Source organism: Micromonospora sp. NPDC005252, from assembly GCF_042872475.1.
Taxonomy (GTDB): Bacteria; Actinomycetota; Actinomycetes; order Mycobacteriales; family Micromonosporaceae; genus Micromonospora.
Map to the genome: position 1 here is coordinate 64855 of NZ_JBIAKN010000012.1, position 24267 is coordinate 89121.

The window sequence follows — 24267 nt, forward strand, 5'->3', positions numbered from 1 at the left end:
TAACGGTTGCACTATTTTCCCTTTTCGCCCCGCCACTCATGCGCGGCCCTCCTCGTTGCAGTGTCCGTAGGAGGGGGCCGGCCGTCACGGTCGATCCCGTGCTTGAGGGGGCGCAGCTGAACCGGATCGCAGGAATGATCATCGCCGCAGGAGGGGGACGCCGCATCGGCGGTCCCGAGGCGCTGCTGCACCAGGGAGAAAAGCCCCTGGTCAACCAGATGATCGACACGATGACCGAGGCGGGCTGCGAGCAGATCGTGGTCGTGCTGGGGGCCGCCGCGGACCAGGTCCGGGAGACCACCGACCTGGGCAAGGCGACCGTTGTGATCAACAAGGCGTGGGGCACCGGGGTCGGCTCGTCCATCCGCGCCGGTCTGGCCGCCATGGACGACGCGGGGATCGAGGCGGTGGTGGTGGTGCCCGTCGACATGCCGGGCCTGACCGCCGCGGCGGTCCGCCGGGTGGCCGCGCTGCCGTACCCGGATGTGCTGGTCTGCGCCACCTACGACGGGCTGCGCGGGTACCCGATGCTGTTCGGCCGCCGGCACTGGCCCGGCATCGCGACCCTGGCCAGCGCCGACGTGGGGGCCCGGCCGTACCTGTTGGCGCACAAGGACCAGATCGTCGACATCGCCTGCGACTCGGTGGCCGACGGCAGCCGGGTCGACAGCCCGGAGCTGATGGCGCTCTACGGGCTCACCGTCCCGCCGCAGCGCGTCGGCGTCTAACAGATCACCACCCCGCCCCGCGCCGATCTTGTAGTTTCGGTTGTGGGAATGCGTTGAATGGGCAGAGTCGGCGCTGCCAGCGACAACGCCGCCATGGAATCCTTCTTCGGACTTCTGCCGAACAACGGAGCAATTGTCAAGACCTGTGGATGGATCGCTCAGGGGACGTAGACGAGGTGCACGCGGTAGCGGTATCCGGGCCCGTGCTCGAAGACGTGGACATCGAGGACCAGGTCGCTCCTGCCTTCTTCTTCGGTCCAGAGGTCGACCAAGCAGCGCCAGTGATCGCCGTACCACAGTGCAACGGACGTGTTCCAGGATTCGTCTGGTGGGGTGATCAGCGTGACCGCGCCGTAGTCGTCGACCGCCTGGAGGCATTGTTGCGAGATTTCGGGCGGAACTGGCTCTACTGACGGCAGAGCTGCGCCGATAACGGCGTCTCGTCGCACCAGCGAGTCCACGACCGCCTTGAGCGCCGGCCGCCAGACCTCTGGAATGGGAACCTCGAGCGAGGCATCCTTCACCGGATCGCCCACCTGTGCCTCCTCTGCGATGCCCACGGATGATTGAGTGATCTTGGTTAGGCTGCGGTACGGATCTTGGCCGGGGTCGGTGCGGCGGTCAGCCCAGGGCAGGGCAGGGCGGCGCTGGGGGCGTGCGGAGCCGGGGCGCGGCGTGGGGAGGCAAGCCGTTACTCCGCGGGCTGGTCCAGCTCGCCGGTGGCGGCCAGTCGCCGGTACCAGTGCGCGCTGTCCTTCCAGATGCGGTCCTGCGTGTCGTAGTCGACCCGGATGATCCCGAACCGGCGGTCGTAGCCGTAACCCCACTCGAAGTTGTCCAACAGCGACCAGACGAAGTAGCCCCGCACGTCCACGCCCTGCTCGCGGGCGTCCGCCACGGCGGAGATGTGCCGGCGCAGATAGTCGATCCGCCGGTCGTCGTGGATCCGGCCGTCGGCCGACACGGCGTCGTCGAAGGCCGCGCCGTTCTCGGTGATCATCAGCGGCTGCCCCGGGTACTCCCGGCCCAGCCGCAGCAGCAGCTCGGTCAGGGCCGGCGGGTCGATGTTCCACCCCATCGCCGTGTACGGGCCGGGCTGCGGCAGGAAGTCGACGTCGTCGGCGCCGACCCACGGCGAGTGCGCCGACGCGCCGTGACCGTCGGCGTCCGAGCGGGCCGAGTGCCCGTCCCAGGCGCGAACCAGGGTGCTGGAGTAGTAGTTGACGCCCAGCACGTCCAGGGGAACGGCGGCCACCTTCTCGTCGCCCTGGTGCACGAACGACCAGTCGGTGACGCCCGCCGTGTCGGCCAGCAGGTCGGCCGGGTACGCCCCGTTCAGCATCGGGCCGAGGAACGCCCGGTTGGCCAGCGCGTCGATGCGGCGGGCCGCGTCGACGTCCGCCGCCGAGTCCGACGCCGGGCGGATCACGTGCAGGTTCAGCGTCACCGACAGCTCTGCGGTCGGGGCCAATTCCCGGACCACCCGGCCGGCCAGGCCGTGCGCGAGGTTCAGATGGTGCACCGCCGCCAGCGCGGCCGCCGGCTCGGTCCGTCCCGGCGCGTGCACGCCCGAGCCGTAGCCCAGGTACGCCGAGCACCACGGCTCGTTCAGCGTGGTCCAGGTGTGCACCCGGTCACCGAGCGCGGCGACGATCCCCGACGCGTACTCCTCGAAGCGCAGCGCCGTGTCCCGCACCGGCCACCCACCGGCGTCCTCCAGCTCCTGCGGCAGGTCCCAGTGGTACATGGTGGCGACCGGGCGGACGCCGCGCTCCAGCAGGCCGTCGACCAGCCGGGAGTAGAAGTCCAGGCCGGCCTGGTTGAACCGGCCGGATCCGCCCGGCTGCACCCGCGGCCAGGAGATCGAGAAGCGGTACGCGCCCAGGCCCAGCTCGGCGATGTGGTCGAGGTCCTGCGGCCAGCGCTGGTAGTGGTCGGCGGCCACGTCACCGGTGTCGCCGTTCAGCGTCCGCCCCGGGGTGTGGCTGTAGGTGTCCCAGATGGACGGCCCTCGGCCGTCCTCGGTGGCCGCGCCCTCGATCTGGTACGCCGCCGTGGCCGAACCCCAGAGGAAGCTCTCCGGAAAGGTGCGTGCCGTCATCGTCCTGCTACCTCCGTCCCGGCGACCACGCAGTGGTACGCCGACGAGTCACCCGCCACCAGTTCCGCGGTGGCCACGCCGTCGCGGAAGCTCACCTCGAACTCCGCGCCCGGCCCCTCGCCGGGCGACGGAATCCGTACCCGTTGCCGTTGCCCCTCCGCCGGAGCGTAGAGGCGCAGTTGCACACCGTCCGCCCAGTCGTAGTCGGGCCGATCGGAGCGCGATCCGAACGGGATCACCGCGCCCGGCCGGGCGAGCACCGGCAGGCTGTCGAACTCGTGCTTCTCGGTCACCCAGGCCGGGCCGGTGAGCTGCGTGCCGGTCACCAGGTGCGTCCACGTGCCGGCGGGCACGTAGAAGGTGACCTGGCCGTCGGCGCTGAGCACCGGCGCGACCAGCACGTCGGAGCCGAGCATGTACTGCCGGTCCAGGTGCGCCGCGGCCGGGTCGTCCGGGAACTCCACGATCATCGGACGCATCATGGGGATCCCGTCGCGGTGCGCCTCCTGCGCGGCGGCGGCCAGGTACGGCATCAGGCTCAGCTTGAGCCGGGTGAAGTGCCGCAGCACGTCGACGGCCTCCTCGTCGTACGCCCACGGCACCCGGTACGAGCCGGAGCCGTGCAGCCGGGAGTGCGAGGAGAGCAGGCCGAAGGCGATCCACCGCTTGAAGACGGCCGGGTCGGGGGTGCCCTCGAAGCCGCCGATGTCGTGGCTCCAGTAGCCGAAACCGGACGACGCCAGGGACAGCCCGCCGCGCAGCGACTCGGCCATCGCGACGAACGTCGACTCGCAGTCGCCGCCCCAGTGCACCGGGAACTGCTGCCCGCCGGTGGTGGCCGAGCGGGCGAACACCACCGCCTCGCCCTCGCCCCGCTCGGTCTCCAGCAGCTCGAAGACGGCCTTGTTGTAGAGGTAGGAGTAGTAGTTGTGCATCCGCTGCGGATCCGAGCCGTCGTGCCACACCACGTCGGTCGGGATGCGCTCGCCGAAGTCGGTCTTGAAGCAGTCGACGCCCATGTCCAGCAGGACCTTGAGCTTGCCGGTGAACCAGCGGACCGCGTCCGGGTTGGTGAAGTCGACGAGCGCCATGCCGGCCTGCCACTTGTCCCACTGCCAGACCGACCCGTCCGGGTTGCGGACCAGGTAACCGGCCTGGCGGCCCTCCTCGAAAAGGTACGAGCGCTGCGCGATGTACGGGTTGATCCAGACGCACACCTTCAGGTCGCGCTCGTGCAGTCGGCGCAGCATCCCCTCGGGGTCGGGGAAGGTCGCCGGGTCCCAGACGAAGTCGACCCAGTGGAACTGGCGCATCCAGAAGCAGTCGAAGTGGAACACCGACAGCGGCAGGTCCCGCTCGGCCATTCCGTCGACGAACTCGGTCACCGTCTTCTCGTCGTACGAGGTGGTGAACGACGTGGACAGCCACAACCCGTACGACCAGGCGGGCACCCGGGCCGGCCGGCCGGTCAGCGCCGTGTACCGGCGCAGCACGTCCTTGGGGGTGGGCCCGTCGATGACGTAGTAGGTGAGGGACTGGCCCTCGACGCTGAACTGGTTCTGCGCCACGACCTCCGAGCCGACCTCGAACGACACGTGCTCGGGATGGTCCACGAAGACCCCGTAGCCGGCGCTGCTCAGATAGAACGGCACGTTCTTGTACGCCTGCTCGCTGGCGGTGCCGCCGTCGTCGTTCCAGATGTCGACGGTCTGGCCGTTCTTCACGAACGGGCCGAATCGCTCGCCCAGCCCGTACACCGTCTCGCCGACGCCGAGGGCGAGCCGCTCGTGCACGTGCCGGCGGCCCTCGCCGTCGGTGACGATGCCGACGCTGCGCGCGGTGGAGGCGGTGATCAACCGGTCGCCGTGCAGGAACTCGACCCGCCAGCCGTCGATGAGCGCCACCCGGGCGGTCAGTTCGCCGGTGGTCAGCGACGCGGTGATGCCGGTGATGTCGACGGTGACCGGGTGCGCGTCGTCGGTGGCCAACCCGAAGTGCGGCTCGCGGGGCAGCCCGCCGCTGTGGTGACCGATGGTCACCCCGACGACGCCGGGGGCGGGGGAGAAGAACCGGACGGTGACGACGGGCCGGTTGAGGGTGTCGCCCCGACCGGTGATCTGACCGGCCGGCGCGAAGACGGTGAAGCCGCGCTCGTCCGGCTCGACCGATTCCACTGTGCCGGGGCGCAGCACGCTGACCCCCGGGCGCAGTTGCCAGTACCCGTCGGTGAACTTCACTTCTCGGCTCCTGCCGTGATGCCGCGCGCCAGAGTGCGCTGGAAGATGAGGAAGAAGAGGATGGCCGGCACCAGGCTGATCAACGCGCCGGCGTTGGTCGTCGGGGCGTCCATCAACCGGTCGCCCTGCAACGACGCCAGCGCGACCGGGATGGTCTGCGTCTGGTTGTCGATGAGCATGACCAGCGGGATGAGGAACTCGTTCCAGGTCCAGATGAAGAAGAAGATGAGGAGTACGGCGAGCGTGGGCCGCAGGTTGGGGAAGACCACCCGCCACAGCACCGTCCACTTGCCGGCGCCGTCGAGCGCGGCGGCCTCCAGCAGCGAGCGCGGGAACGTGCCCAGGACCGAGGCCAGCAGGTACGTGCCGAACGCGCTCTGGATCACCGTGAAGATGATGATCACCGAGAGCCGGGTGTTGTAGAGGCCGATCTCCTTCGCCACGTAGTAGAGCGGGTAGATCAGCGCCTCCTGCGGCAGCATGTTGGCCAGCAGGAACAACCCGACGATCCACAGCCGGCCGCGGACCCGGCCGATGCCCAGGGCGTACGCGTTGAGCAGGGACACGACGACGCCGAGCACCGCCACGGATCCGGCGATGAGCGCGGAGTTCCACAGCTTGAGGGGGAAGTTCACCTCGGTCCAGTACGTCCGCAGACCCTTGGTGTAGAACTCGCCCGGCCAGCTCAGCGGCCCGCCCGACGAGTAGTCGCCGGGCGACTTGAACGCGTTGAGCAGCATGAACGCGAACGGCACCAGCATGACGAGCGCGCCGAGGGTGACTCCGACGAGCACGCCCCAGCGGCTGACGCCGCGGTGGTGCCGGTCGCGGACGGGCCGGTGCGCCGGCGTGGGCACCGGCGTGAGCGTCACGGCCATGTCAGAACCCCCGGTCCCGGCGCTCGCTGCGCGCCTGCATCCAGATGAAGACCACGGCCACCACGACGATGATCAGCGTGAGCACGGTGGAGATCGCGGAGCCGTAGCCGACCTGGAGTTTCTTGAAGAACGTGTAGTACGCGAAGTACGACGGCACGTTGGTGGCGTTCTCCGGGCCACCGCGGGTCAGCGCGAAGATCGGCCCGAACACCTTCAGCGCGGCGATGGTGCAGGTCAGGGCCACCACGAAGGTCTCCGGCCGGATCTGCGGGAGGGTGATCGCCCGGAACCGGTGCACCCAGTTCGCGCCGTCGACCTCGGCCGCCTCGTACAGCTCCGGGTCGACCCGCTGCAACGCCGCCATGAAGACGACCACCGGGTAGCCGATCTGCACCCAGATCATCACCGCCATGACGGCCGGCAGGGCCGTGCCCGGGTCGCCGAGCCAGTCGTGGCGCAGCGCGCCGAGGCCGACCGCGTCGAGCAGGCTGTTGAACGCGCCGTCGGGGCGCAGGATCCAACCCCAGACGATGCCGGCCACCACCACGGGCAGCACCTGCGGCAGGTAGAACGCGGCCCGCAGCGCGGCGGCGGTACGCGGCTTGAACCGGCGCCCGATGACGTCGAAGAGCACCGAGGCGAGCAGCAGCCCGAGCAGGGTGGGCACCACCACCATCGCGACGATCATCGCCATGGTGTTGCGGAACGATGCCCAGAACACCTCGTCGTGCAGCAGGCGCTGGTAGTTGTCGAACCCCACGAAGGTGGGGTCGCCGATGCCCGACCACTTGGTCAGCGACAGGTAACCGGTGCCGACCAGGGGCGCGCCGATGACCAGGACGAACAGCACCGCTCCGGGGAGCAGGTAGAGCCAGTACGCCGCGTTGCGGCCGCGCGGTCCGCGGCGGGGCTTGCGCGGGGAGGGGGTCGCCGTCGGGTGTGGGGCGGCGACGGTCTCGGAGACTGCCATGGAAGATCCTTCCCGGCGGGGCGGGCGGGCACGCCGGTCGTGCCGGTCGTGCCCGCCGCTCGCCGTGTCACTTGCCGGTGATCTCCTTGACGCCATCGGCGTACGGCTTGGCGATCGTGTCGAGCACCTGGTCGGGGGACTTCGACCCGTTGATCAGGCCCTGGAAGCCACCGACCAGCACGTCGTAGTAGCCGGGCACCGGCCAGTCCGGGTAGAAGGCCAGGCCGTCCTGCTTGCTGACCGTGTTGAAGTCCTCGATCAGCTTGCGGTCCTTCGGGTCGCTGATCTTCGACGCGTCAGCGGCGACCGGGACGCCACCGTTGTTGCCGATCAGGTCCTGGATCTCCGGACGCAGGGTGATGTCGATGAAGTCGTACGCCAGGCTCTTGGCCTTGCTGTTCGACGGGACCACCCAGATGTTGCCCGACGAGCCGGCGTTGAGGGTGTTGCCGGGGAAGAGGAACGTGTCCCAGTTGGCCTTCATCTCGGTCTTGAACCGGCCGTACCACCAGCTGCCCGAGACGATCATCGGGGTCTTGCCGGCGATGAACGCGGTGCCCATGTCCTCGGCCTTGAGGCTCGCCGAGTTCTTGGCCACGTAGCCCTTGCGCACCCACTCGGCGAAGGTGTCCGCGCCGTACTTCAGCGGGTCGGCCTTGAAGTCGACCGGGTTCTTGTAGAGCTGGTAGTTGTCGACGAACTGCCGGTCGGCCTTGGAGAGCGCCAACTGGTAGAAGAGCTGCCCGGCCGGGTACTCCGCGCCGGCCATGCCCAGCGGCGTGACGCCCTTGCCGACGAAGGTGTCCATCGCGGCGGTCATCTCGGCCATGCTGGTCGGCACCTTGACGCCGTTGCGGTCGAACAGGTCCTTGTTGTAGTAGACCGTGACGTATTCGCCGTAGTTCGGCACGCCGAACCAGTTGCCCGACCCCATCACGCCCTTGTCGCTGTACCGGGCGGTGGTCTGGAGGCTGGGGCTGAGCTTGCCGGCCCAGCCGCGCTTGTCGGCCTCGGCGCTCAGATCGGTGAGCAGACCCTGCGACGACAGCAGGCCGGCAGTCGCGTTGCCCTTGTTGTACTCCATGATGTCCGGGCCCTCGGACGAGTTGATGATCATGCCGGCGTTCTGCTGGATCTGCTCGAACGCCTTGCGCTCGAAGCGCACCTCGACGCCCGGGTGCTCGGCCTTGAAGATCTCGATCGCCCGGTTCCAGCCGACCCCCATCGCGCTGTTCTCGCTCTCGTAGTGCCAGAGCTTGAGGGTCTTGGCCCCGCTGTCGTCCTCGCTCTCGCCGCCGCCGCACGCGGCCACGGTGGTCGTCGCGGTCGCCGCCAGGGCGATCGCCGCGACGATCCGGCGGAATCGCTGCATTGCTATCCTCCTCGTTGAGTATCGAGCCCGGTACTTCACTGGGTCCGTCGTCGCGTTGCCGCGCGGCGGCGGGCCGTTTTCGCTGGTCAGCCCCCGCCCGTCGGGGACGGTTCGGTGGTGACTCGTGCCGGCCGACGTGGCCCGGCGGTCGATCCCCGGATCTCCAGCGCGCACGGCAGCAGTTGCTGGTGGCGCTCGTGGCCGGGCCCGTCCAGGTGGCGCACCAGCGCCTCGATCGCGATCCGGCCGAGGGTCGACCCGGGCGACGTCATCGCGGTCAGCGCCGGGGTGGCCAACTCGGCGACCTGTGGCGAGGTGACCATCGAGACGACCGAGACGTCGTCGGGAACCGACAGCCCCCGTCCGGTCAGCTCGCCGAGGATGCCGAAGATCGCGGTCTCGTTCATCGCCAGCACGGCGGTCAGCTCCGGCGTCCGCGCGAACGCGGCGGCCAGGGCGGCCCGCCCACCGGCCGCGCTGTCCTCGGCCGGAATCATGACCGGCTCCAGGCCGTGCCCGGTCATCGCCGTGACGAACGCGTCCCGGGTGCGCAACGCGGGACCGTAGCCGCTGGCGAGCGTGGCGGCCGAGTGGTTGACGTAGACGATGTGGCGGTGTCCCAGGCCGACCAGGTGCGCGACGGCCTCCCGCACGGTCTGCTCGAAGTCGATGTCGACGTAGGAGAGCCCGGTGGTGTCGCCGGTGCGCCCGATCAGCACCAACGGCACGCCCGCCTCCTGGAGCACGGTGACCCGCTCGTCGGCGAGCTGCACCTCCATCAGCACGACGCCGTCGAGCATCCGCTGGCTGGCCAGCCGCCGCAGGTCGTCGAGGTTGCCCCCGCCGACCGGTGAGAGCACCAGGTGATAGCCGACGGCGCTGGCCGCGGCGGCGGCGCCGGTGACGAACGCGGTCTCGGTCGCGCCCAGGCCGCGCTCGTCCATCGGCATCAGCAGGCCCAGGATGCGGCTGCGCCGGCTGGCCAGCCCGCGGGCCATGGCGTTGGGCTGGTAGTCGAGCTCGGCCATCGCGGCGAGCACCTTGTCCCGGGTGGCCTGGGAGATCGGCCGGGTGCCGGTGAGCACGTACGACACGGTGCTGACCGAGACCTGCGCAAGGCGGGCGACGTCGTGCATCGTGGCCACCGCGCACCTCCTCCGGCCCGGCGTGGGATCGCTCCCGAATGATCGTCGAAGCGTTTCGACGAAGCGTTTCGACAGACGCTAGGCCACCTGTTACGGCGACGTCAATAGCCGATGTCGAAAACAAGTCGGGCCCACTGGCCCGGCTGGGGCGGCCCCGGCTGGGGCGCTTTACGGCAGGTCGAACAGGGTGGCGGCGTTGTTCCAGCAGACCGCGCGTAGCCAGTCGTCACCGAGGTCCAGCCGGGCCAGCCCGGTCAGCTGGTCGGCGTACGGGTAGGGGATGTTGGGGAAGTCGCTGCCCAGCAGCACCTTGCCGGCGAGGCCCAGGTCGCGCAGTCGGGGCAACTCGTCGGCGGGAAAGGGCACGAACCGGTCGAAGAACGGCGTGAACGCCATGGTGGTGTCCAGCCGGACCCGCTCGTACGCCTCGGCGAGGTCGAGGAAGGCCCGGTAGTCCGGCGCGCCGAGGTGCGCCACCACGGCGGTCAGCCGGGGGTGCCGGGCGAGCAGGTCGGCGAACGGAGCGGGCCCGGTGTGTGTCGTCCCCACCGGGGCGTGCCCGGCGTGCACGACCACCGGCACCTCGGCGTCGGCCAGCGTCCCCCACACCTCGTCCAGTGCCGGGTCGGTGGGGGAGAAGCCGCCGACCTGCACGTGCACCTTGAACAGCCGGGCTCCGTCGGCCAGCGCGGCCTCGACGTACGCGGCGGCGCCGGGCTCGGGGAAGAAGGTCGCCGAGGGCAGGCAGCCCGGGGTGTCCCGAGCGAACTGCAGCGTCCAGCGGTTGAGGTCCGCCGCCATGCCCGATCGGTGGGGGTACGCCAGCGCGCTGAACGCCCGTACCCCGAGGTGGCGCAGGTGGGCGACGCGGTCCGCGTCGCTCCACCGGTAGCGGATCGGCCACTCGGTGCCGACCAGCGGCCCGGCGGCGTCGAAGTACTCCCACACGCGGCGCAGCAGCCTCGGCGGCAGGAAGTGCACGTGCACGTCCGCCAGCCCGGGAAGTCCCAGCGCGCGCCAGAACTCCGGCACCCGCGCGTCCTCGGCCGGCGGTGACGGCGGGCTCTCCGCCGGGGGTGACGCGGGGGCGGCGTGGGTCATACGTCGATGTTGAACCGTTGCAGCACCGATGGCGCGACCAAGCCGGCGGTGGCGAGCACCGAGACCACGGTCAGCACGGCGCGCAGCACGACCACCTCGGTCTTGCTGCCGGTCCGCAGCGCGATGCTGTTGGGCAGGCCGATCATCGTCCACATGCGTCGGCGGATCGGGATCGGCCAGAGGATCGGCACCCCGGCTCTGGTGATCATGTCGCCGAGGATGTGCACGAAGCAGCCCACCCCGACGGCCGTGCCGATCAGGGGGTAGCCCCGCCCACCGGGCAGGTTGGCGAAGGTGAACCAGGCCGCGCCGGCCGACGCGAGCGTCACGATCACCCAGCCGACCCGTTCGGCCCACTCGTCGAAGAGCCCGCGCAGGGCGAGACCGAACATGAAGAACAGGATCGTGATCACCGCCCACTTGCCGTACGCGGCGCAGAGGGCGGTGGTGCCCCAGCCGACCAGCAGCGTGAACGGAAGCGTATGGGTGAGCGTCCGGTGCCCGTTGTTGCGACGCGGATCCTTGCTGAGCTTCGTCGCGTAGTAGACACCGAGCGAGATCTTCTCCATCACCTCGGCGACGAAGAGCGAGAAGACCCCGAACGTACGGGCGACGGTGGCGCCACCCTGGTTGCGGGTCACCTTGCCGGACAGGTCGAGGTCGGGAAAGAGCGCTCCGCCCGCGCACACCGCCGTGCCCACCGCCAGCGCCAGCGGCGACTGGTGGTAGTCGGCGAACTGGTCCAGCGCCCAGGACCCGGCCAGCCATACCGCCGCGCCGGACAGCGCGTGCGACGGTCCCATCATCTCGGCTCACCCTCCCCAGGGATCTTGAGCGCCAAAACTACGCCACTGTAGCCAGCGCCGGTGTCGCAGGGGCGTCAGTCATGCGGTCCACATCGGACAGTGTCAGAGGGTGGGCGTGAAGCTCTGCCGGATCATCACGAAGTATGCCGCGTTGACCTGCCAGTCGAACTCTTTTGTCAACCACGAGACGGTGTAGGCGCGCCCGGCCGAGGTGTTGGCGAGCAGTCGGATGCTGTGCACCCGCTCACCGGCGGCGTTCTCCCAACTGCACTCCCAGAGGGCCCCGCCGTCGAAGACGTCGAGCGCCGAGATGTCCACCTTGCGGTAGCCCGGCAGCGCGCCACCGGCGACGAGCCGCTTCTCCTCGGCCTTCCAGTGCGCCACCGGATCGACCTGCGGCGGCCCCGCCTCGACGCTGAGCACCCGGGCCCCGCTGGGCTCCCGGAAGCAGGTCACCGCCCCTTCGGTCCAGCGTGCCCAGGCCACCGGCGCCGCGATGCGAAAGCCGGTCGGGTCGACGTGCCAGGTCCAACCGTCCCGCAGCCCGTACCGCGCGTCGCTGGGCGGCGACGCCGACGGCACCGGGGTGGCCGTCGGCGGCGGAGGTGCCGCGCAGGCGAACGCGGCCGGTCGGGTGGCGGTCGCGCCACCTCCGGCGCCGGACGGCGGCATCCGCTCGTCCTGGTGGTTGAGCAGCGTCGCCGTGACACCCCCGGCGACGAGCAGGACGGCGGCGGTCGCCGCGCCGCTGAGTGCGATCAGCCGTCGGCGTCGGCCGTTCGGGCGGGCCGTCGGCGGGCGGATCGGCGGCGCCGCGTCGTCCGGCGGACCCGCCGGGCCGACCGGGGTGGACGCTGCCGACCGGCCCGCGCTGCGGACCGCCGCCACCGCCGAGGTGGGAGCCGGCCCGGCTGGCCGGTCGCGGTCGGCGGCCGCGGCGCGCAGCAGCTGCTCGGCCTCGATGGCGGTCAACCGCCGCCAGGGGTCGCGCTGCAACAGGCCGGTGATCACCGGACGCAACGGGCCGGCCCGGCGCATCGGGTCCGGCGGTTCGGTGGCCAGCGCGCTCAGCGTCGCCATCGCGCTGGACCGGGCGTACGGGGACTGCCCCTCGACCGTGGCGTAGAGCGTCGCGCCCAACGACCACAGGTCGGTACGCGGATCCGACACGCCCTCGCGGGCCCGCTCCGGCGCGACGAACTGCGGCGAGCCGAGCACCAGGCCCGGGCCGGTCATCGCCCCGTCCCCGCCGTCGAAGGTCGCCAGCCCGAAGTCGGTGAGCACCACCCGCCCGTCGTCGGCGACCAGCACATTGTGCGGCTTCACGTCGCGGTGCAACACGCCGGCGCTGTGCGCCGCCCGCAACGCCGCGAGCACGGCCAGCCCGATCCGGGCGGTACGTTGTGGACTCAGCGGGCCCTCGGTGTTGATGATCTGCTGCACCGACCGGGATGCCACGTACTCCATCACGATCCACGGATTTTCCCGGTCGTGCACCACGTCGTAGAGACGCACGACGTTGGGATGGTTGAGCCGGGCCGCCGTGCGGGCCTCGCGCATCGTCCGCAGTCGTAGTTCGGCGCGCTCGGCCTCGGCCAGCCAGGATGGCGGCACGACCTCCTTCACCGCCACGTCCCGGTGCAGCATCTCGTCGCGGGCCAGCCATACCCGGCCCATCCCGCCGGTGCCGACCAGGTCGAGCAGCCGGTACCGACCCGCGATCAGCAACTGCTGCACGGTCGCTCCCCCTCGGTCACCCCGAGTTACACGATAGCCACCAACGCGGCTTTTCTCATCCGCTGAGCGGCCTCGATCCACGCCGGACGGAGGGCCGAGCAGGGCCATACGGCGCAGGTCAGCGGGGTGGTCGGAAACTCTCTCGCATCGTCGTCCAGTCCGCGTCGGCGGCCGTCCAGTCCCGGTCGTCGGTGATCCAGCCCAGGGTCCAGCGCTCGTCCGGGAGGACCTCCTGCCGGGCGTGCAGCACCGGGCCGTACGGGGCCGTCCACCGGCACTCCCACTCCGCGCCGCCGCCGCCCGCGGCGAGCCGGATCTCGTCGTAGTTCGGCAGCGCCCCGACCCGGGCCGCGTCGTCGCGGGCCGACCGCAGTCGGGTCAGCGGGTCGGCCTCCGCACCCGGCGCGACGCTCAACGCCCGACCGGTGGCCGGGTCCTGGAAACAGACCACCGCGCCTTCGCGTGAGTAGTGCCAGGTCGCCGGCACGGAGACCCGGAAGCCGGTGCTGTCGGCGTGCCAGACCCAACCCGTGGGTGGCCGCAACCGCTCGCCCGGCAGGGGTGACCCGGCCGCGACCGGCGGCCCCGCGACGTCCGGATGGACGCAGGGGAACGGCGGCGGGGGCACGTCGCGGCCATTAGGCGGCGGGCCGGGCCGGCCGGGGCCACCACCGCCGTACGGCCCGCCGGGCCCGCCACCGCCGTACAGGCCGCCCCGGTCATCGCCGGAGCCCCCGTTCGTGCCGCTGGCGTCGTTCGGACGATCCGCAGGTGTCGCGGTGGACCGCCCGGCGGTGTCGGTCGGGGCGTCACCGGCGACGGCCAGCGCGGTGCCCACGCCAGCCGCGGCGGCCACGAGCAGCGCGGTGACGACCAGCGCGGCCCGCCGCGCCGTCGGCCGCTCGCTCAGTCGTCCGCCCAGTCGCTCGGACGTCGCAGGAGCGGGGGTTGTCGCATCCGCCCAGGCCCGGGCGCTCGGTTCGCCGCTCGGGCGGGCGTCGGTCGCAGCGTTTCCCGGTGGAACGGCCTCGCTGCCGCTGGTGGTGGCGGTCGGGTCGGACTCGGGCAGCGCGATGGTGACGTCCTGGTCGGCCGGTTCCCCGGAGGCGGACGCCGCCGAGGCCGAGGAGCCGGTCGCAGCCGAGGAACCGGTCGAGCCGGTCGAGGCCGAGGAGCCGGTTGGGGCCGGGGAGCCGGTCGCGGGCGAGGAGCGGGTCTGGGCGTCGGCTGCGGCTTCCCGCGAGTGCGTCGGCGGGCTGGGATGGCCGGTGGCGGCGGCGGTGAGCAGCCGGCGGGCCCCGTCGTGGTCGAGGCGGTCGCGCGGGTCGCGGCGCAGCAGCCCGGCGAGCACCGGGGCGAGCGGTCCAGCGTGCGGGGCCGGGTCGGGTGGGCCCGCGGCCAGGGCGCTGAGCGTGGCCATCGCGTTGCTGCGGGCGTACGGGGAGCGGCCCTCCACGGCGGCGTGCAGGGTGGCCCCGAGCGACCACAGGTCGGCGGCCACCGTGGACACCCCCTCGGCGGCCCGCTCCGGGGCGACGTACTGCGGGGAGCCGAGCACCAACCCGGGGCGGGTCATCGCGCCGTCCCCGCCGTCGAAGGTGGCCAGCCCGAAGTCGGCGAGCATCACCCGGCCGTCGTGGGCGACGAGCACGTTCTGCGGTTTGACGTCGCGGTGCAGCACTCCGGCCGTGTGCGCGGCCTCCAGCGCGCCGAGCAGGGCCAGGCCGATCCGGGCGGCGCGGGCCGGCTCCAGCGGCCCCTCGGCGTCGACGACGTCCTGCAGGGTGCGCGACGGGACGTACTCCATCACGATCCACGGGCTGCCCTCGACCGGGACGACGTCGTAGAGCCGGACCACGGCGGGGTGGTTGAGCCGGGCCGCGGCGCGCGCCTCCCGCAGCGTGCGCGAGCGCAGCTCGGCCCGTTCGTGGTCGGCCAGCCAACTGGGCGGTACGACCTCTTTGACCGCGACCTCGCGGTGCAGCATCTCGTCGCGGGCTCGCCACACCCGACCCATGCCCCCGCGACCCACCAGGTCGAGCAGCCGGTACCGACCGGCGATCAGCACCTGCGCACGCTCCTCCTCAGCCGCTGTCCGAGGTACACCCTAACCAGCGGATCGGAAGTCACCTATCGGTCGTCCGACTTGGCTCAGCAGGCGGCGTGGTCGGCGGCGGCGAGCAGATTGCCCTCCGGGATGGCGATCCGGTCACGCCCGCCGGCCAGTCGGGCGGCGGCCCGCCGGGCCTGGAGCGGGCCGTGTTCGCGACGGGCGGTGGCATAGGTGGCGGCGGTGCGGGCCGCGATGCTGGCCCAGCCGTACCGCTCGCCGACCATGCTGCGGGCCCGTCGGGCCACCCGCCGGGCGAAGACCTCGTCATCGAGCAGTTGGTCGACCGCGCCCGCGAGGGCCGCCGGGTCGCTGTGCGGGAACGTCACACCGGTCACGCCGGACTCGACGATCTCGGCGAGGCCGCCGGTGCGGGCCACCGCCAGCGGCGCTCCGGCCGCGGCCGCTTCCAGGGCCACCATGCCGAACGGCTCGTAGAGGCTGGGGACCACCGTCGCGTCGGTCGCGCCGAGCACCGCCGGCAGTTGGGTGGCGTCGAGGAAGCCCGTGAAGCGGACGGTCGAGCCGAGCGCCAGGCGGCGGGCCTCGGCCTCCAACTCGGGGCGGTACGGGCCGTCGCCGGCGATCACCACGCGCAGGCCGGGGTGCCGCTCGCGCAGCCGGGGCACCGCGTGCACGAGGTGCTGCACGCCCTTCTCGTACACCAGGCGTCCGGCGTACCCGACGAGGGGGCCGTCCGCGGCGAACCGTGCGCGGGCCGTGGCGACCGCGCGCGGGCGGGCCCGCCAGGCCCGGTCGTCGACCCCGTTGGGCACCACGTCGACCAGCCCGGTCGGCACGTCGAACAGCGCGCTGACCTGGTCGCGCATGTAACCCGAACAGGTGATCACCCGGGTGGAGGACCCGCTGAGCCAGTGCTCGACCCCGTGGATGGTGCGGTTCATCTCCTCGGGCAGCCAGCCCTGGTGCCGGCCCGCCTCGGTGGCGTGGATGGTGGTGACCAGCGGCAGGTCGAGGTGTTCGGCGAGGGTGGTCGCGGTGTGGGCGACGAGCCAGTCGTGGGCGTGGATGACGTCGTAGCTGCCGGCCTGGGTGGCGCGTAGGGCGGTGCGGGTGAGGGTGTGGTTGAAGGCCATGGTCCAGGCGAGCAGGGAGTTGGTGGCGAGGGGGAAGGTGACGGGGTCTTCGGGTGCGCGCAGGATGCGGACGCCGTCGGCGTATTCCTCCAGGGGTGCGCCGTCGGCGTGGCGGGTGACGACGGTGACGTCGTGGCCGGCGGCGGCGAGGGCGACGGAGAGGGCGTGCACGTGTCGGCCGAGGCCGCCGACGAGCACCGGCGGGTACTCCCACGACAGCATCAGCACCCGCAGCTGACGGGCGGGGTGGATGTCGATCACGTGGGCGTCGGGTGACATGCGGCCCCCTTTGAGTTGTCCCCGGGCGCGCGCCGACCGACACCGGAGTCGGTGTCGCCGTCGCGTCTGGATCGGGGCCAATCCTGCCGGGGCCGAGATAACCAGCGGAGACACCGCCGTTGCGGTCGTGTAAAGCGCTACTGGCCCTTGCGGCGCACCCGCAGCAGCTCGGCCACCGACCACGCCTGGAACGGGCAGCCGGTCGCGGAGTGCGGCGCGACGCCGTCGGCCGTCTCGCTTACCGAGCCTAGCCCATATTCGGTCAGATGGGACTCAATACCGATCAATACGTCATCGACTGACATCTTGCCTCGGCGGCAGGCGTCCACGTACGGCCCGAGCAGCCACGGCCACACCGTGCCCTGGTGGTAGCCGCCGTCGCGCTCGGCCGGGCCACCCCGGTGCCGACCCACGAACTCGGGCGAGTCCGGGGCGAGGCTGCGGGGCCCGAGCGGGGTGAGCAGCCCGGCCGCGATCCGGCGCAGCGTCGGCTCGTCCGGCTCCAGCGGCGCGAACGGCAACGACCAGGCCAGCAACTGGTTGGGGCGCAGGGCGTCGTCGTCGTGCAGGGCCGCCCCACCGAGTGGGTACGCCGGCGCGGGCGCGTCCAGCACGTCGTGCAGCCAGCCGGTCGGGGACGGGAAACGGTCCCGGAACGACGCGGTCGCCTGGGCGTGCCGCCGCCACAGCTCGCCGGCGTCCTGCCCGGCCAGCTCGGTCAGCTCGGCGAGACCGGCCAGCCCGTTGATCCACAACGCGTTGACCTCGACCGGCTTGCCCGTGCGCGGGGTGACCGGCACCCCGTACACGCGGGCGTCCATCCACGTCAGGGCGGTGCCCGGGGCGCCCTGGGCGAGCAGCCCGTCGGCCGGGTCGACAGCGATCCCGTAGCGGGTGCCGGCCACGTGCGCGTCGACGACCGTGCGCAGCGCCGGCAGCAGCTCGTCACCGAGATCGGTGTCGCCGGTGACCGTCACGTGCCGGCTCACCGCGTGCAGGAACCACAGCGTGCCGTCGACGGTGTTGTACTCCACCCGCCCGGTGTCGGCCGTGTTGGCGAGCATCCCCTCGGACAGCGTCGCCGCGTACGCCCGCAGCAGCTCGCGCCCCTCGGCGGCCCGGCCCGTGCAGAGGAACAACCCCTCGTACGAGATCATCGTGTCCCGCGACCAGGCGCCGAACCACGGGTACCCGGCCACCACGTCGACCGCCGCGCCGCCCGGACGGACCACGAACGCGTCGGCGGCCAGCGCGAGCGTCGCGTCCACCTCGTCGGCCGGCTTCGCCGCGGCCACCACCTGCCGGTTGCGTCGCCGGGCCGTCGCCACGATCTCGGCGGCCGGCGGCGGCTCCTCGTCCAGCCGGCCCGCCCAGGCCCGCACCGACACCGTGTCGCCGGGGCGTTCCAGCTCGCCGGCGAAGCGTCCCGCGTACCAGAGGTCCTCGTCCGGGTGCAGGCCCCGGGTGGCCTCCTCGCGGTGGTGCACGCCCAGCCACCACTGCCCCTCCGGCGTCCAGCCGGGCCCGGCGAGCCGGTACGCGCCCTCGACCACCGCGCCGTCCGCGACCGCCTCGACCTGCGGCGTCGGGCCGTCGGCCCGACGCTCGCCGTGCGCGTCGCGCCAGGTGCACGCGGCCGACAGCTCCAGCCGGACCGGACCGCCGGCGACCAGCCGGTGGACGACCGCCACGCAGGAGCGGCCGGGCAGCATGGCCAGCTCCCGCTCGATCACGACCGCGCCGATCCGCCACCGCCACCGGGGCAGCCCGTCGACCAGGTCGAAGCGCTCCAGCAGCTCGAAGCCGCGCGGGTCGACGACGCCGGAGGACCACTCGTGGGCGCCGAGCCGGACCCGGGCACCGGACGGCAGGGTGACCGCCGGGTCGAGGCTGACGAGTCCCACCTGGCGGGACGCGGGAGTTTCGCCCGGCACCACCAGCAGACCGTGGTAGCGGCGGGTCCGCAGCCCACCGACGGTGCCCATCGCGTACCCGCCGATGCCGTCGGGCACCAGCCACTCCCGGCTGGACGCGCTGGTCAGATCGCCGCAGACCTGCGGGCCGAAGTGAATGTCGATCAACTTTCCTCCACCGCCGCCGAGGTGTAACACGCCACGACGAGAATGGCCGCTGTGGTGAAGTACCTCGGCGGCGTCAAAGATGTGCACGTGATCACTGACCGATCGTCCTCCGACGCCTCGCCACCCGACGCTGAGCGGCTCCGGCTCGCCCAGGCCGACTCGGGGGAGCAGGACTGGCGTGCATGGGGTCCCTATCTGTCCGAACGGGCGTGGGGGACGGTACGGGAGGACTACAGCGAGCACGGTACGGCGTGGGACTACTTCCCGCACGACCATGCGCGGTCCAGAGCCTACCGCTGGAATGAAGACGGGATGGCCGGCGTCTGCGACGACCGACAGACCTTCGCCTTCGCCCTGGCGCTGTGGAACGGCAAGGACCCGATCCTCAAGGAGCGGATGTTCGGCCTCGGCGGCGACGGCGGCAACCACGGGGAGGACGCCAAGGAGTACTGGTGGTACGAGGACTCCACGCCCACCCACTCCTGGATGCGCTGGCGCTACCACTACCCGCAGGCCGCCTTCCCGTACGACGAGCTCGTCGCGGTGAACGCGCTGCGCGGCCGGGACGACACCGAGTACGAGCTGGTGGACACCGGGATCTTCGACGACGACCGGTACTGGGCGGTGACCGTCGACTACGCCAAGGCGTCACCGACCGACCTGTGCATGGTGGTGACCGTGGCCAACCGGGGCGATGAGGCGGCGACCCTGCACGTGCTGCCCACCCTGTGGTTCCGCAACACCTGGGCCTGGGGACTGCCCGGCGGCGACCGGATCCCCCGGCTGACCGGGGACGGCACCCGACTGGTCGGTGAGCACCGGGTGCTCGGCCAACTGCTGCTTGAGGGCGACGGCGGCCCGGTGCCGCTGCTCTGCGACAACGACACCAACGCCGAGCGGCTGTGGGGGCTGCCCGGCCGCTCGCCGTACCCGAAGGACGGCATCAACGACCACGTGGTCAACGGCGCCCCCACGGTCAACCCGGCCCGCGAGGGCACCAAGGGCGCGTTGCACTACGTGCTCGACGTGCCGGCCGGCGGTCAGCGCCAGATCCGACTGCGGCTGACCCGTACCGCGTCGCCGCCGGCCGCCGCCCCGCCGCCCCCGGCCGACCTCCGGGACGGCTTCGAGGCCGTGGTGTGGGCACGGCGGGCCGAGGCGAACCGCTTCTTCGCCGGCGTGATCCCGGAGGCCGCGACCGCGGACGAGGCGCTGGTGGCGCGGCAGGCCATCGCCGGGCTGATGTGGGGCAAGCAGTTCTACCACTTCGACGTCAAGCGCTGGCTGGACGGCGACCCGGGCTCGTCGCCCCCGCCGGCCGGGCGCCGGCACGGGCGCAACAGCGCCTGGTGGCACATGACCAGCTTCGACGTCATCTCCATGCCCGACCCCTGGGAATATCCCTGGTACGCGGCGTGGGACCTGGCCTTCCACTGCGTGAGCATCGCCCGGGTCGACCCGGGCTTCGCCAAGGAGCAGATCCTGCTCCTGCTGCGCGAGTGGTACCTGCACCCCAACGGGCAGATCCCGGCGTACGAGTGGGCGTTCGGGGACGTGAACCCGCCGGTGCACGCCTGGGCGGCGCTCAAGGTGTTCGAGATCGACGGTGGCAAGGACTTCGAGTTCCTGGGCCGGGTGATGCACAAGCTGCTGCTCAACTTCACCTGGTGGGTCAACCGCAAGGACACCGGCGGCAACAACGTCTTCGAGGGCGGCTTCCTCGGGCTGGACAACGTCGGGCCGTTCGACCGCTCGGCGGCGCTGCCGGTGGCCGGCGTGCTGGAGCAGTCCGACGGCACCGGCTGGATGGCCATGTACGCCCTCAACCTGCTCGACATGGCCATCGTGCTGGCCGAACATGACCGGACCTGGGTGGACACCGCCACGAAGTTCTTCGAGCACTTCCTCTACATCGCCGCCGCCGCGTACGAGCAGGGGCTGTGGGACGACGAGGACGCCTTCTTCTACGACGTGCTGCGCCTCGCCGACGGCACGAAGGTGCCGCTGAAGGTCCGCTCGGTGGTCGGGCTGCTGCCGCTGGCCGCCACCACCCGCCTCACCGCCAAGACCCTGCACCGGCTGCCGGAGCTGGGCGCGCGGCTGCGCTGGTTCCTCACCAACCGCCCCGAGTACGCCCAGGTGATCGGCACCCGCCGGCTCGGCCCGGACGGCCGCCAGCAGCGGCTGCTGTCCATGGTCGGCCAGGATCAGGTGGTCCGGCTGCTCGCCCGGATGCTCGACCCCGACGAGTTCCTCTCCGACTTCGGCCTGCGGACGCTGTCCCGCGCGCACCTGGACAAGCCGTTCTCGGTCACCCTCGGCGGGCAGGAGTTCTCCGTCGGCTACGAACCGGCCGAGTCGACGAGCGGCCTGTTCGGCGGCAACTCGAACTGGCGCGGGCCGATCTGGATGCCGACGAACTTCCTGCTGATCAGCGCACTACGCGACTACGCGGCGTTCTTCGGCGACGACCTCCAGGTGGAGTATCCGACCCGCTCCGGGGTGAAACGCTCGCTGGACGAGATCGCCGACGACCTGTCCGCCCGGCTGATCTCGCTCTTCACCCAGGACGACTGGGGCCGACGGCCGATCTACGGCGCCGCTCAGATGTTCCAGACCCACCCGGACTGGCGCGACCTGATCGCCTTCCCGGAGTACTTCCACGGCGACAACGGCGCCGGCCTGGGCGCCTGGCATCAGACCGGCTGGACGGCCCTGATCGCCGACCTGATCCTCACCCTGCGCCGCTGACGACGCCCCGCCCCGCCCGCCGCGCCCCGCCCGCCGCGCCCTGCGTACCGCGCATGATCGTGCTCGATCCAGGATGTAGTGGTGTCGGTGGCGTGGTGAGGCGACTCGATCCTGGATCGAGCACGATCATGGAGCGGCGCTCACTCGTGCGGCGCGGCCTCGGCTGCCGATCTGCCGAGGAGGCAACAGTCACCAATCTGTCATGAGGCGGATACGAACAGTGCTGGTCGTTACGCTCGGCCCGTGTCCGTACCTGCCGAGGAGGCAACCGAAGAGGACCGGCGACATCTCATCGTCACGGCCGCCCGCGAGCTGGCCGAGGCTGAGGGTTGGACGGGGCTGAACGGCCGACGACTCGCCGAGCGGGCCAACGTGGACGTCGGCGACCTCTACCGGCATTTCGCCGACCAGGAGGCGGTGCTGGCCGCCGTCGCGGTGCACGGCTTCGCCGAGCTGGCCGCCGCGCTGACCGCCGCCCACGCCGACAACCCCTTCCCGGAGCGGGCCTGGGCGGTGATGGCGACCGCGTACCTCGACTTCGCGTACGCCAATCCAGCTGTCTACGACGCGATGCTCGCGCTGACCCCGGACCTCGCCCTCGGCGCGGCCGGGGTGCCGGCGGCGCCGCGGGCGGTCTTCGCCGCGCTGCGGGCGGCCCTGCTCCCGCTGGCTCAGGGGCGTGATCCGGACACCCTCGCCGAGGTGGGCTGGAGCCTGCTGCACGGCGTCGTGATGCTCACCCGCGGCGGCCGGCTGCGCCCCGAGGCGCAGGAGGAGCGGGAGGCGATGATCACCGAGAGGCTGCTGTGGTGGCCCTGCCCGGCGGACGGGAACTCGCTAAGTGCCCGGGGCGGAATGCCCTAGAGTTCGCGTCCGCACGAGCATGATCGCGAGGAGGTGCCGGCATGACCGCGGACCAGGCGGCCCGTCGACGGGCACAGGTATTGATCTTCGACGCGGACGACACGTTGTGGGAGAACAACGTCGTCTTCGAGCGGGTGATCGACGACTTCCTGGCCTGGCTCGACCACCCCACCCTGGACCGTTCGGAGACCCGGGCGATCCTCGACGACATCGAGCGGGCCAACGCGGTGGCGCACGGGTACGGCAGCAAGGTCTTCCTCCGCAGCCTCGCCGAGTGCCTGGAGCGGCTGCGCGAACGGCCGGCCACCGACGCCGAGCGCCAGGAGATCGACCGGCTGGCCCTGGCGCTGGTGGAGCACCGGGTGGAGCTGATGCCCGGTGTCGCTGAGGCGCTCGACGAGTTGGCCGGCCGGCACGAACTGCTGCTGCTGACCAAGGGCGAACGGGAGGAGCAGCAGCGCAAGCTGGATGCCTGCGGGCTGCTGCACCACTTCGGCGCGGCGCACATCGTCGCCGAGAAGAACGTCGACACCTACCGGTGGCTCATCCGCGAGCACGGGTTCGAGCCGGCCGACGCGTGGATGATCGATAACTCCCCGAAGTCCGACATCCTCCCGGCGCGGGCGGCCGGGCTGAACGCGGTGTTCATTCCGAACGAGAACACCTGGGTGTTGGAGGACGACGAGCTGGACCCGACCGACACCGGCGTGCTGCGACTGGCCGCCTTCCGGGACCTGCTTCGGCACTTCTGACCGTCGAACCCGAACAGCGTCGAAGATCATGGTCGCGTTACGCGCACATGCCGCTTTTTCCCCTTGAGATCAGTCACGTCCCGGACGGTCCCGCAACGCTTGTCCGGCCCGTCGGGATCCGCCTAACCTGGGCCGGCGCTCACGGCCTTTCGGGGTGTGCCGGGGGCGCACCGGTGTCCGGCGGGTGGGCACCGTGGAGCTGAGTGCAGGGCGGCCGGACCTCCCCGCCGGGCCGCGTGGCGTCGTGCCGCGCCCACGCGCGCGGTGGGTGCCGGACCTGTCCGCTCCCCGTCGGACGGCCGGACGTCAGGACCGGGTAGTTGCGGACCCGGTCCTGACCCGGCCACTGCGATCGGTGCCGGCCCGCTAGGCGCGGTGCCGGCCGTCGCCGGTGGGGCGGGCGTCCGGCTCGTCGGACCCGCCGCGGACGATCGAGATCGCCACCCGGCAGAACTCGTCCATGTCCGGGTTGAACCCGGCCGCGATGTCGGGATGCAACCCGGAGCGGGTCTCGTCCAACAACCGCTGGCACACCTGCTCGACCGGCTCGCCGGCGTAGCCGGCGCGAATCCGGTCGGTGGCTGCCTGGAGAGCCGAGGTCAGCTGGTCCTCCAGCGGCCCGCGCAGCTTCTGCTGCACGGGATCGAGCCCGCGCGGGTCGAGCGTGACATGTGGCTCCGACATCGTGCTCCCTTCGTCGGCGTCCGCGATACCCCACCGCGGCCGTCGGTCAAACGCCGGAAGGTACGGCGGCTACCCGCACCTGGTACGAGAAGTCCTCCGCCGGCTCCTCGTGGTACGACAAGCGGCGGATCTGCCGGTCGTCGTCGTAGAGGGCGACATCCACCAGGACGCCGAGGTGCGCCAGGCCGATGGTGGAGACCCGCTTCTTGTCCTGCAGCACCGCGCAGACGCCGCCGAGCAGGGTGCTGGCGTCGGATGTCCGGTGCCCGGGCGGGCAGCGCAGAACCAGGTCCACCTCGATCGGCCCGGGCAACGGCGTCCAGCCGGTGCGCTGGGCCGCGCCCAAGGCGGCCTGGAGCAGGGTGCGGACCCTCGTCGCCTGCCGGTGTCCGGCGGCGAAGATGGACAACGCTTCGGTCTTGACCGGTGGCAGGCCGCTCACCTCGAAGGTCAGGGCGAGAGCGCGGGTGTCCTGCACGACGGCACCTCCCTCATTGGGACGATCCTGCCGAACCGGTGCAGCGGCGGTGGGACGTTCCCGCGATAACCAACCGATCGGGCAGGCTGGGCCGGC

At 71.7% G+C, this 24267-nt stretch carries 19 protein-coding genes; 4 read left to right on the top strand and 15 right to left on the bottom strand.

What is annotated here, in order from left to right; all coding sequences use genetic code 11:
* Positions 1-134 precede the first annotated feature (134 nt).
* Positions 135-728: an NTP transferase domain-containing protein gene (locus ACFYPH_RS26410; protein ID WP_354858441.1), complete on the top strand. Its 594-nt coding sequence runs from the start codon at positions 135-137 to the stop codon at positions 726-728.
* A gap of 158 nt (positions 729-886) precedes the next feature.
* On the opposite strand, the gene ACFYPH_RS26415 is transcribed toward ACFYPH_RS26410, so the two are convergent.
* From ACFYPH_RS26415 to ACFYPH_RS26475, 13 genes are all read right to left on the bottom strand, one after another.
* Entirely contained in the window at positions 887-1264 is a 378-nt protein-coding gene (locus ACFYPH_RS26415) for a hypothetical protein (RefSeq protein WP_354858377.1), read from the bottom strand.
* Positions 1265-1419: 155 nt separating this feature from the next.
* Positions 1420-2829, bottom strand: coding sequence for a GH1 family beta-glucosidase (locus tag ACFYPH_RS26420; RefSeq protein WP_387185472.1), 1410 nt, complete (start codon positions 2827-2829; stop codon positions 1420-1422).
* Positions 2826-5066, bottom strand: a complete 2241-nt coding sequence (gene yicI, locus ACFYPH_RS26425) for an alpha-xylosidase (RefSeq protein WP_355067165.1) — start codon at positions 5064-5066, stop codon at positions 2826-2828. The genes ACFYPH_RS26420 and yicI overlap by 4 nt, the downstream gene beginning before the upstream one ends.
* Complete coding sequence (locus ACFYPH_RS26430) at positions 5063-5944, bottom strand: carbohydrate ABC transporter permease (RefSeq protein WP_355067166.1); 882 nt, start codon at positions 5942-5944, stop codon at positions 5063-5065. Before ACFYPH_RS26430 ends, yicI begins: the two co-directional genes overlap by 4 nt.
* 1 nt (position 5945) lies before the next feature.
* Complete coding sequence (locus ACFYPH_RS26435; protein WP_355067167.1) at positions 5946-6914, bottom strand: sugar ABC transporter permease; 969 nt, start codon at positions 6912-6914, stop codon at positions 5946-5948.
* A gap of 67 nt (positions 6915-6981) precedes the next feature.
* A complete protein-coding gene (locus tag ACFYPH_RS26440) occupies positions 6982-8286 on the bottom strand; it encodes an extracellular solute-binding protein (RefSeq protein ID WP_354858366.1) in 1305 nt (434 codons plus the stop codon).
* Between the two features lie 86 nt (positions 8287-8372).
* A complete protein-coding gene (locus ACFYPH_RS26445) occupies positions 8373-9422 on the bottom strand; it encodes a LacI family DNA-binding transcriptional regulator (RefSeq protein ID WP_355067179.1) in 1050 nt (349 codons plus the stop codon).
* Between the two features lie 177 nt (positions 9423-9599).
* Complete coding sequence (locus ACFYPH_RS26450; protein WP_387185477.1) at positions 9600-10532, bottom strand: amidohydrolase family protein; 933 nt, start codon at positions 10530-10532, stop codon at positions 9600-9602.
* Positions 10529-11338 (bottom strand): metal-dependent hydrolase, encoded by an 810-nt coding sequence (locus tag ACFYPH_RS26455; protein WP_387185480.1) that lies wholly within the window; start codon positions 11336-11338, stop codon positions 10529-10531. The genes ACFYPH_RS26450 and ACFYPH_RS26455 overlap by 4 nt, the downstream gene beginning before the upstream one ends.
* 102 nt (positions 11339-11440) lie before the next feature.
* On the bottom strand, positions 11441-13075 hold the full coding sequence (locus tag ACFYPH_RS26460; RefSeq protein ID WP_355067170.1) for a serine/threonine-protein kinase: 1635 nt from the start codon (positions 13073-13075) through the stop codon (positions 11441-11443).
* Positions 13076-13193: 118 nt separating this feature from the next.
* Complete coding sequence (locus ACFYPH_RS26465; protein ID WP_387185484.1) at positions 13194-15143, bottom strand: protein kinase; 1950 nt, start codon at positions 15141-15143, stop codon at positions 13194-13196.
* Positions 15144-15226: 83 nt separating this feature from the next.
* On the bottom strand, positions 15227-16561 hold the full coding sequence (locus ACFYPH_RS26470) for a glycosyltransferase family 4 protein (RefSeq protein WP_387185486.1): 1335 nt from the start codon (positions 16559-16561) through the stop codon (positions 15227-15229).
* Positions 16562-16698: 137 nt separating this feature from the next.
* Positions 16699-18642, bottom strand: a complete 1944-nt coding sequence (locus ACFYPH_RS26475; protein ID WP_387185489.1) for an amylo-alpha-1,6-glucosidase — start codon at positions 18640-18642, stop codon at positions 16699-16701.
* A 42-nt stretch (positions 18643-18684) separates the two neighbouring features.
* Between ACFYPH_RS26475 and ACFYPH_RS26480 the strand changes: the two genes are divergently transcribed.
* The 3 genes from ACFYPH_RS26480 to ACFYPH_RS26490 all read left to right on the top strand — a co-directional run bounded on the left by ACFYPH_RS26480 (position 18685) and on the right by ACFYPH_RS26490 (position 23009).
* A complete protein-coding gene (locus ACFYPH_RS26480) occupies positions 18685-21393 on the top strand; it encodes a glucosidase (protein WP_355139412.1) in 2709 nt (902 codons plus the stop codon).
* Positions 21394-21636: 243 nt separating this feature from the next.
* Positions 21637-22257 (top strand): TetR/AcrR family transcriptional regulator, encoded by a 621-nt coding sequence (locus ACFYPH_RS26485; RefSeq protein ID WP_387185492.1) that lies wholly within the window; start codon positions 21637-21639, stop codon positions 22255-22257.
* A 41-nt stretch (positions 22258-22298) separates the two neighbouring features.
* Positions 22299-23009, top strand: a complete 711-nt coding sequence (locus ACFYPH_RS26490) for an HAD family hydrolase (RefSeq protein ID WP_387185495.1) — start codon at positions 22299-22301, stop codon at positions 23007-23009.
* A gap of 366 nt (positions 23010-23375) precedes the next feature.
* On the opposite strand, the gene ACFYPH_RS26495 is transcribed toward ACFYPH_RS26490, so the two are convergent.
* Both ACFYPH_RS26495 and ACFYPH_RS26500 read right to left on the bottom strand, forming a co-directional pair.
* Positions 23376-23693, bottom strand: coding sequence for a hypothetical protein (locus ACFYPH_RS26495; protein WP_354860947.1), 318 nt, complete (start codon positions 23691-23693; stop codon positions 23376-23378).
* 46 nt (positions 23694-23739) lie between these two features.
* Positions 23740-24171, bottom strand: coding sequence for a hypothetical protein (locus tag ACFYPH_RS26500; RefSeq protein ID WP_234589839.1), 432 nt, complete (start codon positions 24169-24171; stop codon positions 23740-23742).
* Positions 24172-24267 lie beyond the last annotated feature (96 nt).

What these genes read in the sequence shown, in the direction of transcription:
- ACFYPH_RS26455 (WP_387185480.1), bottom strand. Translation starts at nt 11,338, where the DNA reads ATGATGGGACCGTCGCACGCGCTGTCCGGCGCGGCGGTATGGCTGGCC.
- ACFYPH_RS26440 (WP_354858366.1), bottom strand. Translation starts at nt 8,286, where the DNA reads ATGCAGCGATTCCGCCGGATCGTCGCGGCGATCGCCCTGGCGGCGACC.
- ACFYPH_RS26430 (WP_355067166.1), bottom strand. Translation starts at nt 5,944, where the DNA reads ATGGCCGTGACGCTCACGCCGGTGCCCACGCCGGCGCACCGGCCCGTC.
- ACFYPH_RS26445 (WP_355067179.1), bottom strand. Translation starts at nt 9,422, where the DNA reads ATGCACGACGTCGCCCGCCTTGCGCAGGTCTCGGTCAGCACCGTGTCG.
- ACFYPH_RS26480 (WP_355139412.1), top strand. Translation starts at nt 18,685, where the DNA reads ATGGCCGCTGTGGTGAAGTACCTCGGCGGCGTCAAAGATGTGCACGTG.
- ACFYPH_RS26410 (WP_354858441.1), top strand. Translation starts at nt 135, where the DNA reads ATGATCATCGCCGCAGGAGGGGGACGCCGCATCGGCGGTCCCGAGGCG.
- ACFYPH_RS26435 (WP_355067167.1), bottom strand. Translation starts at nt 6,914, where the DNA reads ATGGCAGTCTCCGAGACCGTCGCCGCCCCACACCCGACGGCGACCCCC.
- ACFYPH_RS26490 (WP_387185495.1), top strand. Translation starts at nt 22,299, where the DNA reads ATGACCGCGGACCAGGCGGCCCGTCGACGGGCACAGGTATTGATCTTC.
- ACFYPH_RS26420 (WP_387185472.1), bottom strand. Translation starts at nt 2,829, where the DNA reads ATGACGGCACGCACCTTTCCGGAGAGCTTCCTCTGGGGTTCGGCCACG.
- ACFYPH_RS26470 (WP_387185486.1), bottom strand. Translation starts at nt 16,561, where the DNA reads ATGTCACCCGACGCCCACGTGATCGACATCCACCCCGCCCGTCAGCTG.
- ACFYPH_RS26450 (WP_387185477.1), bottom strand. Translation starts at nt 10,532, where the DNA reads ATGACCCACGCCGCCCCCGCGTCACCCCCGGCGGAGAGCCCGCCGTCA.
- ACFYPH_RS26495 (WP_354860947.1), bottom strand. Translation starts at nt 23,693, where the DNA reads ATGTCGGAGCCACATGTCACGCTCGACCCGCGCGGGCTCGATCCCGTG.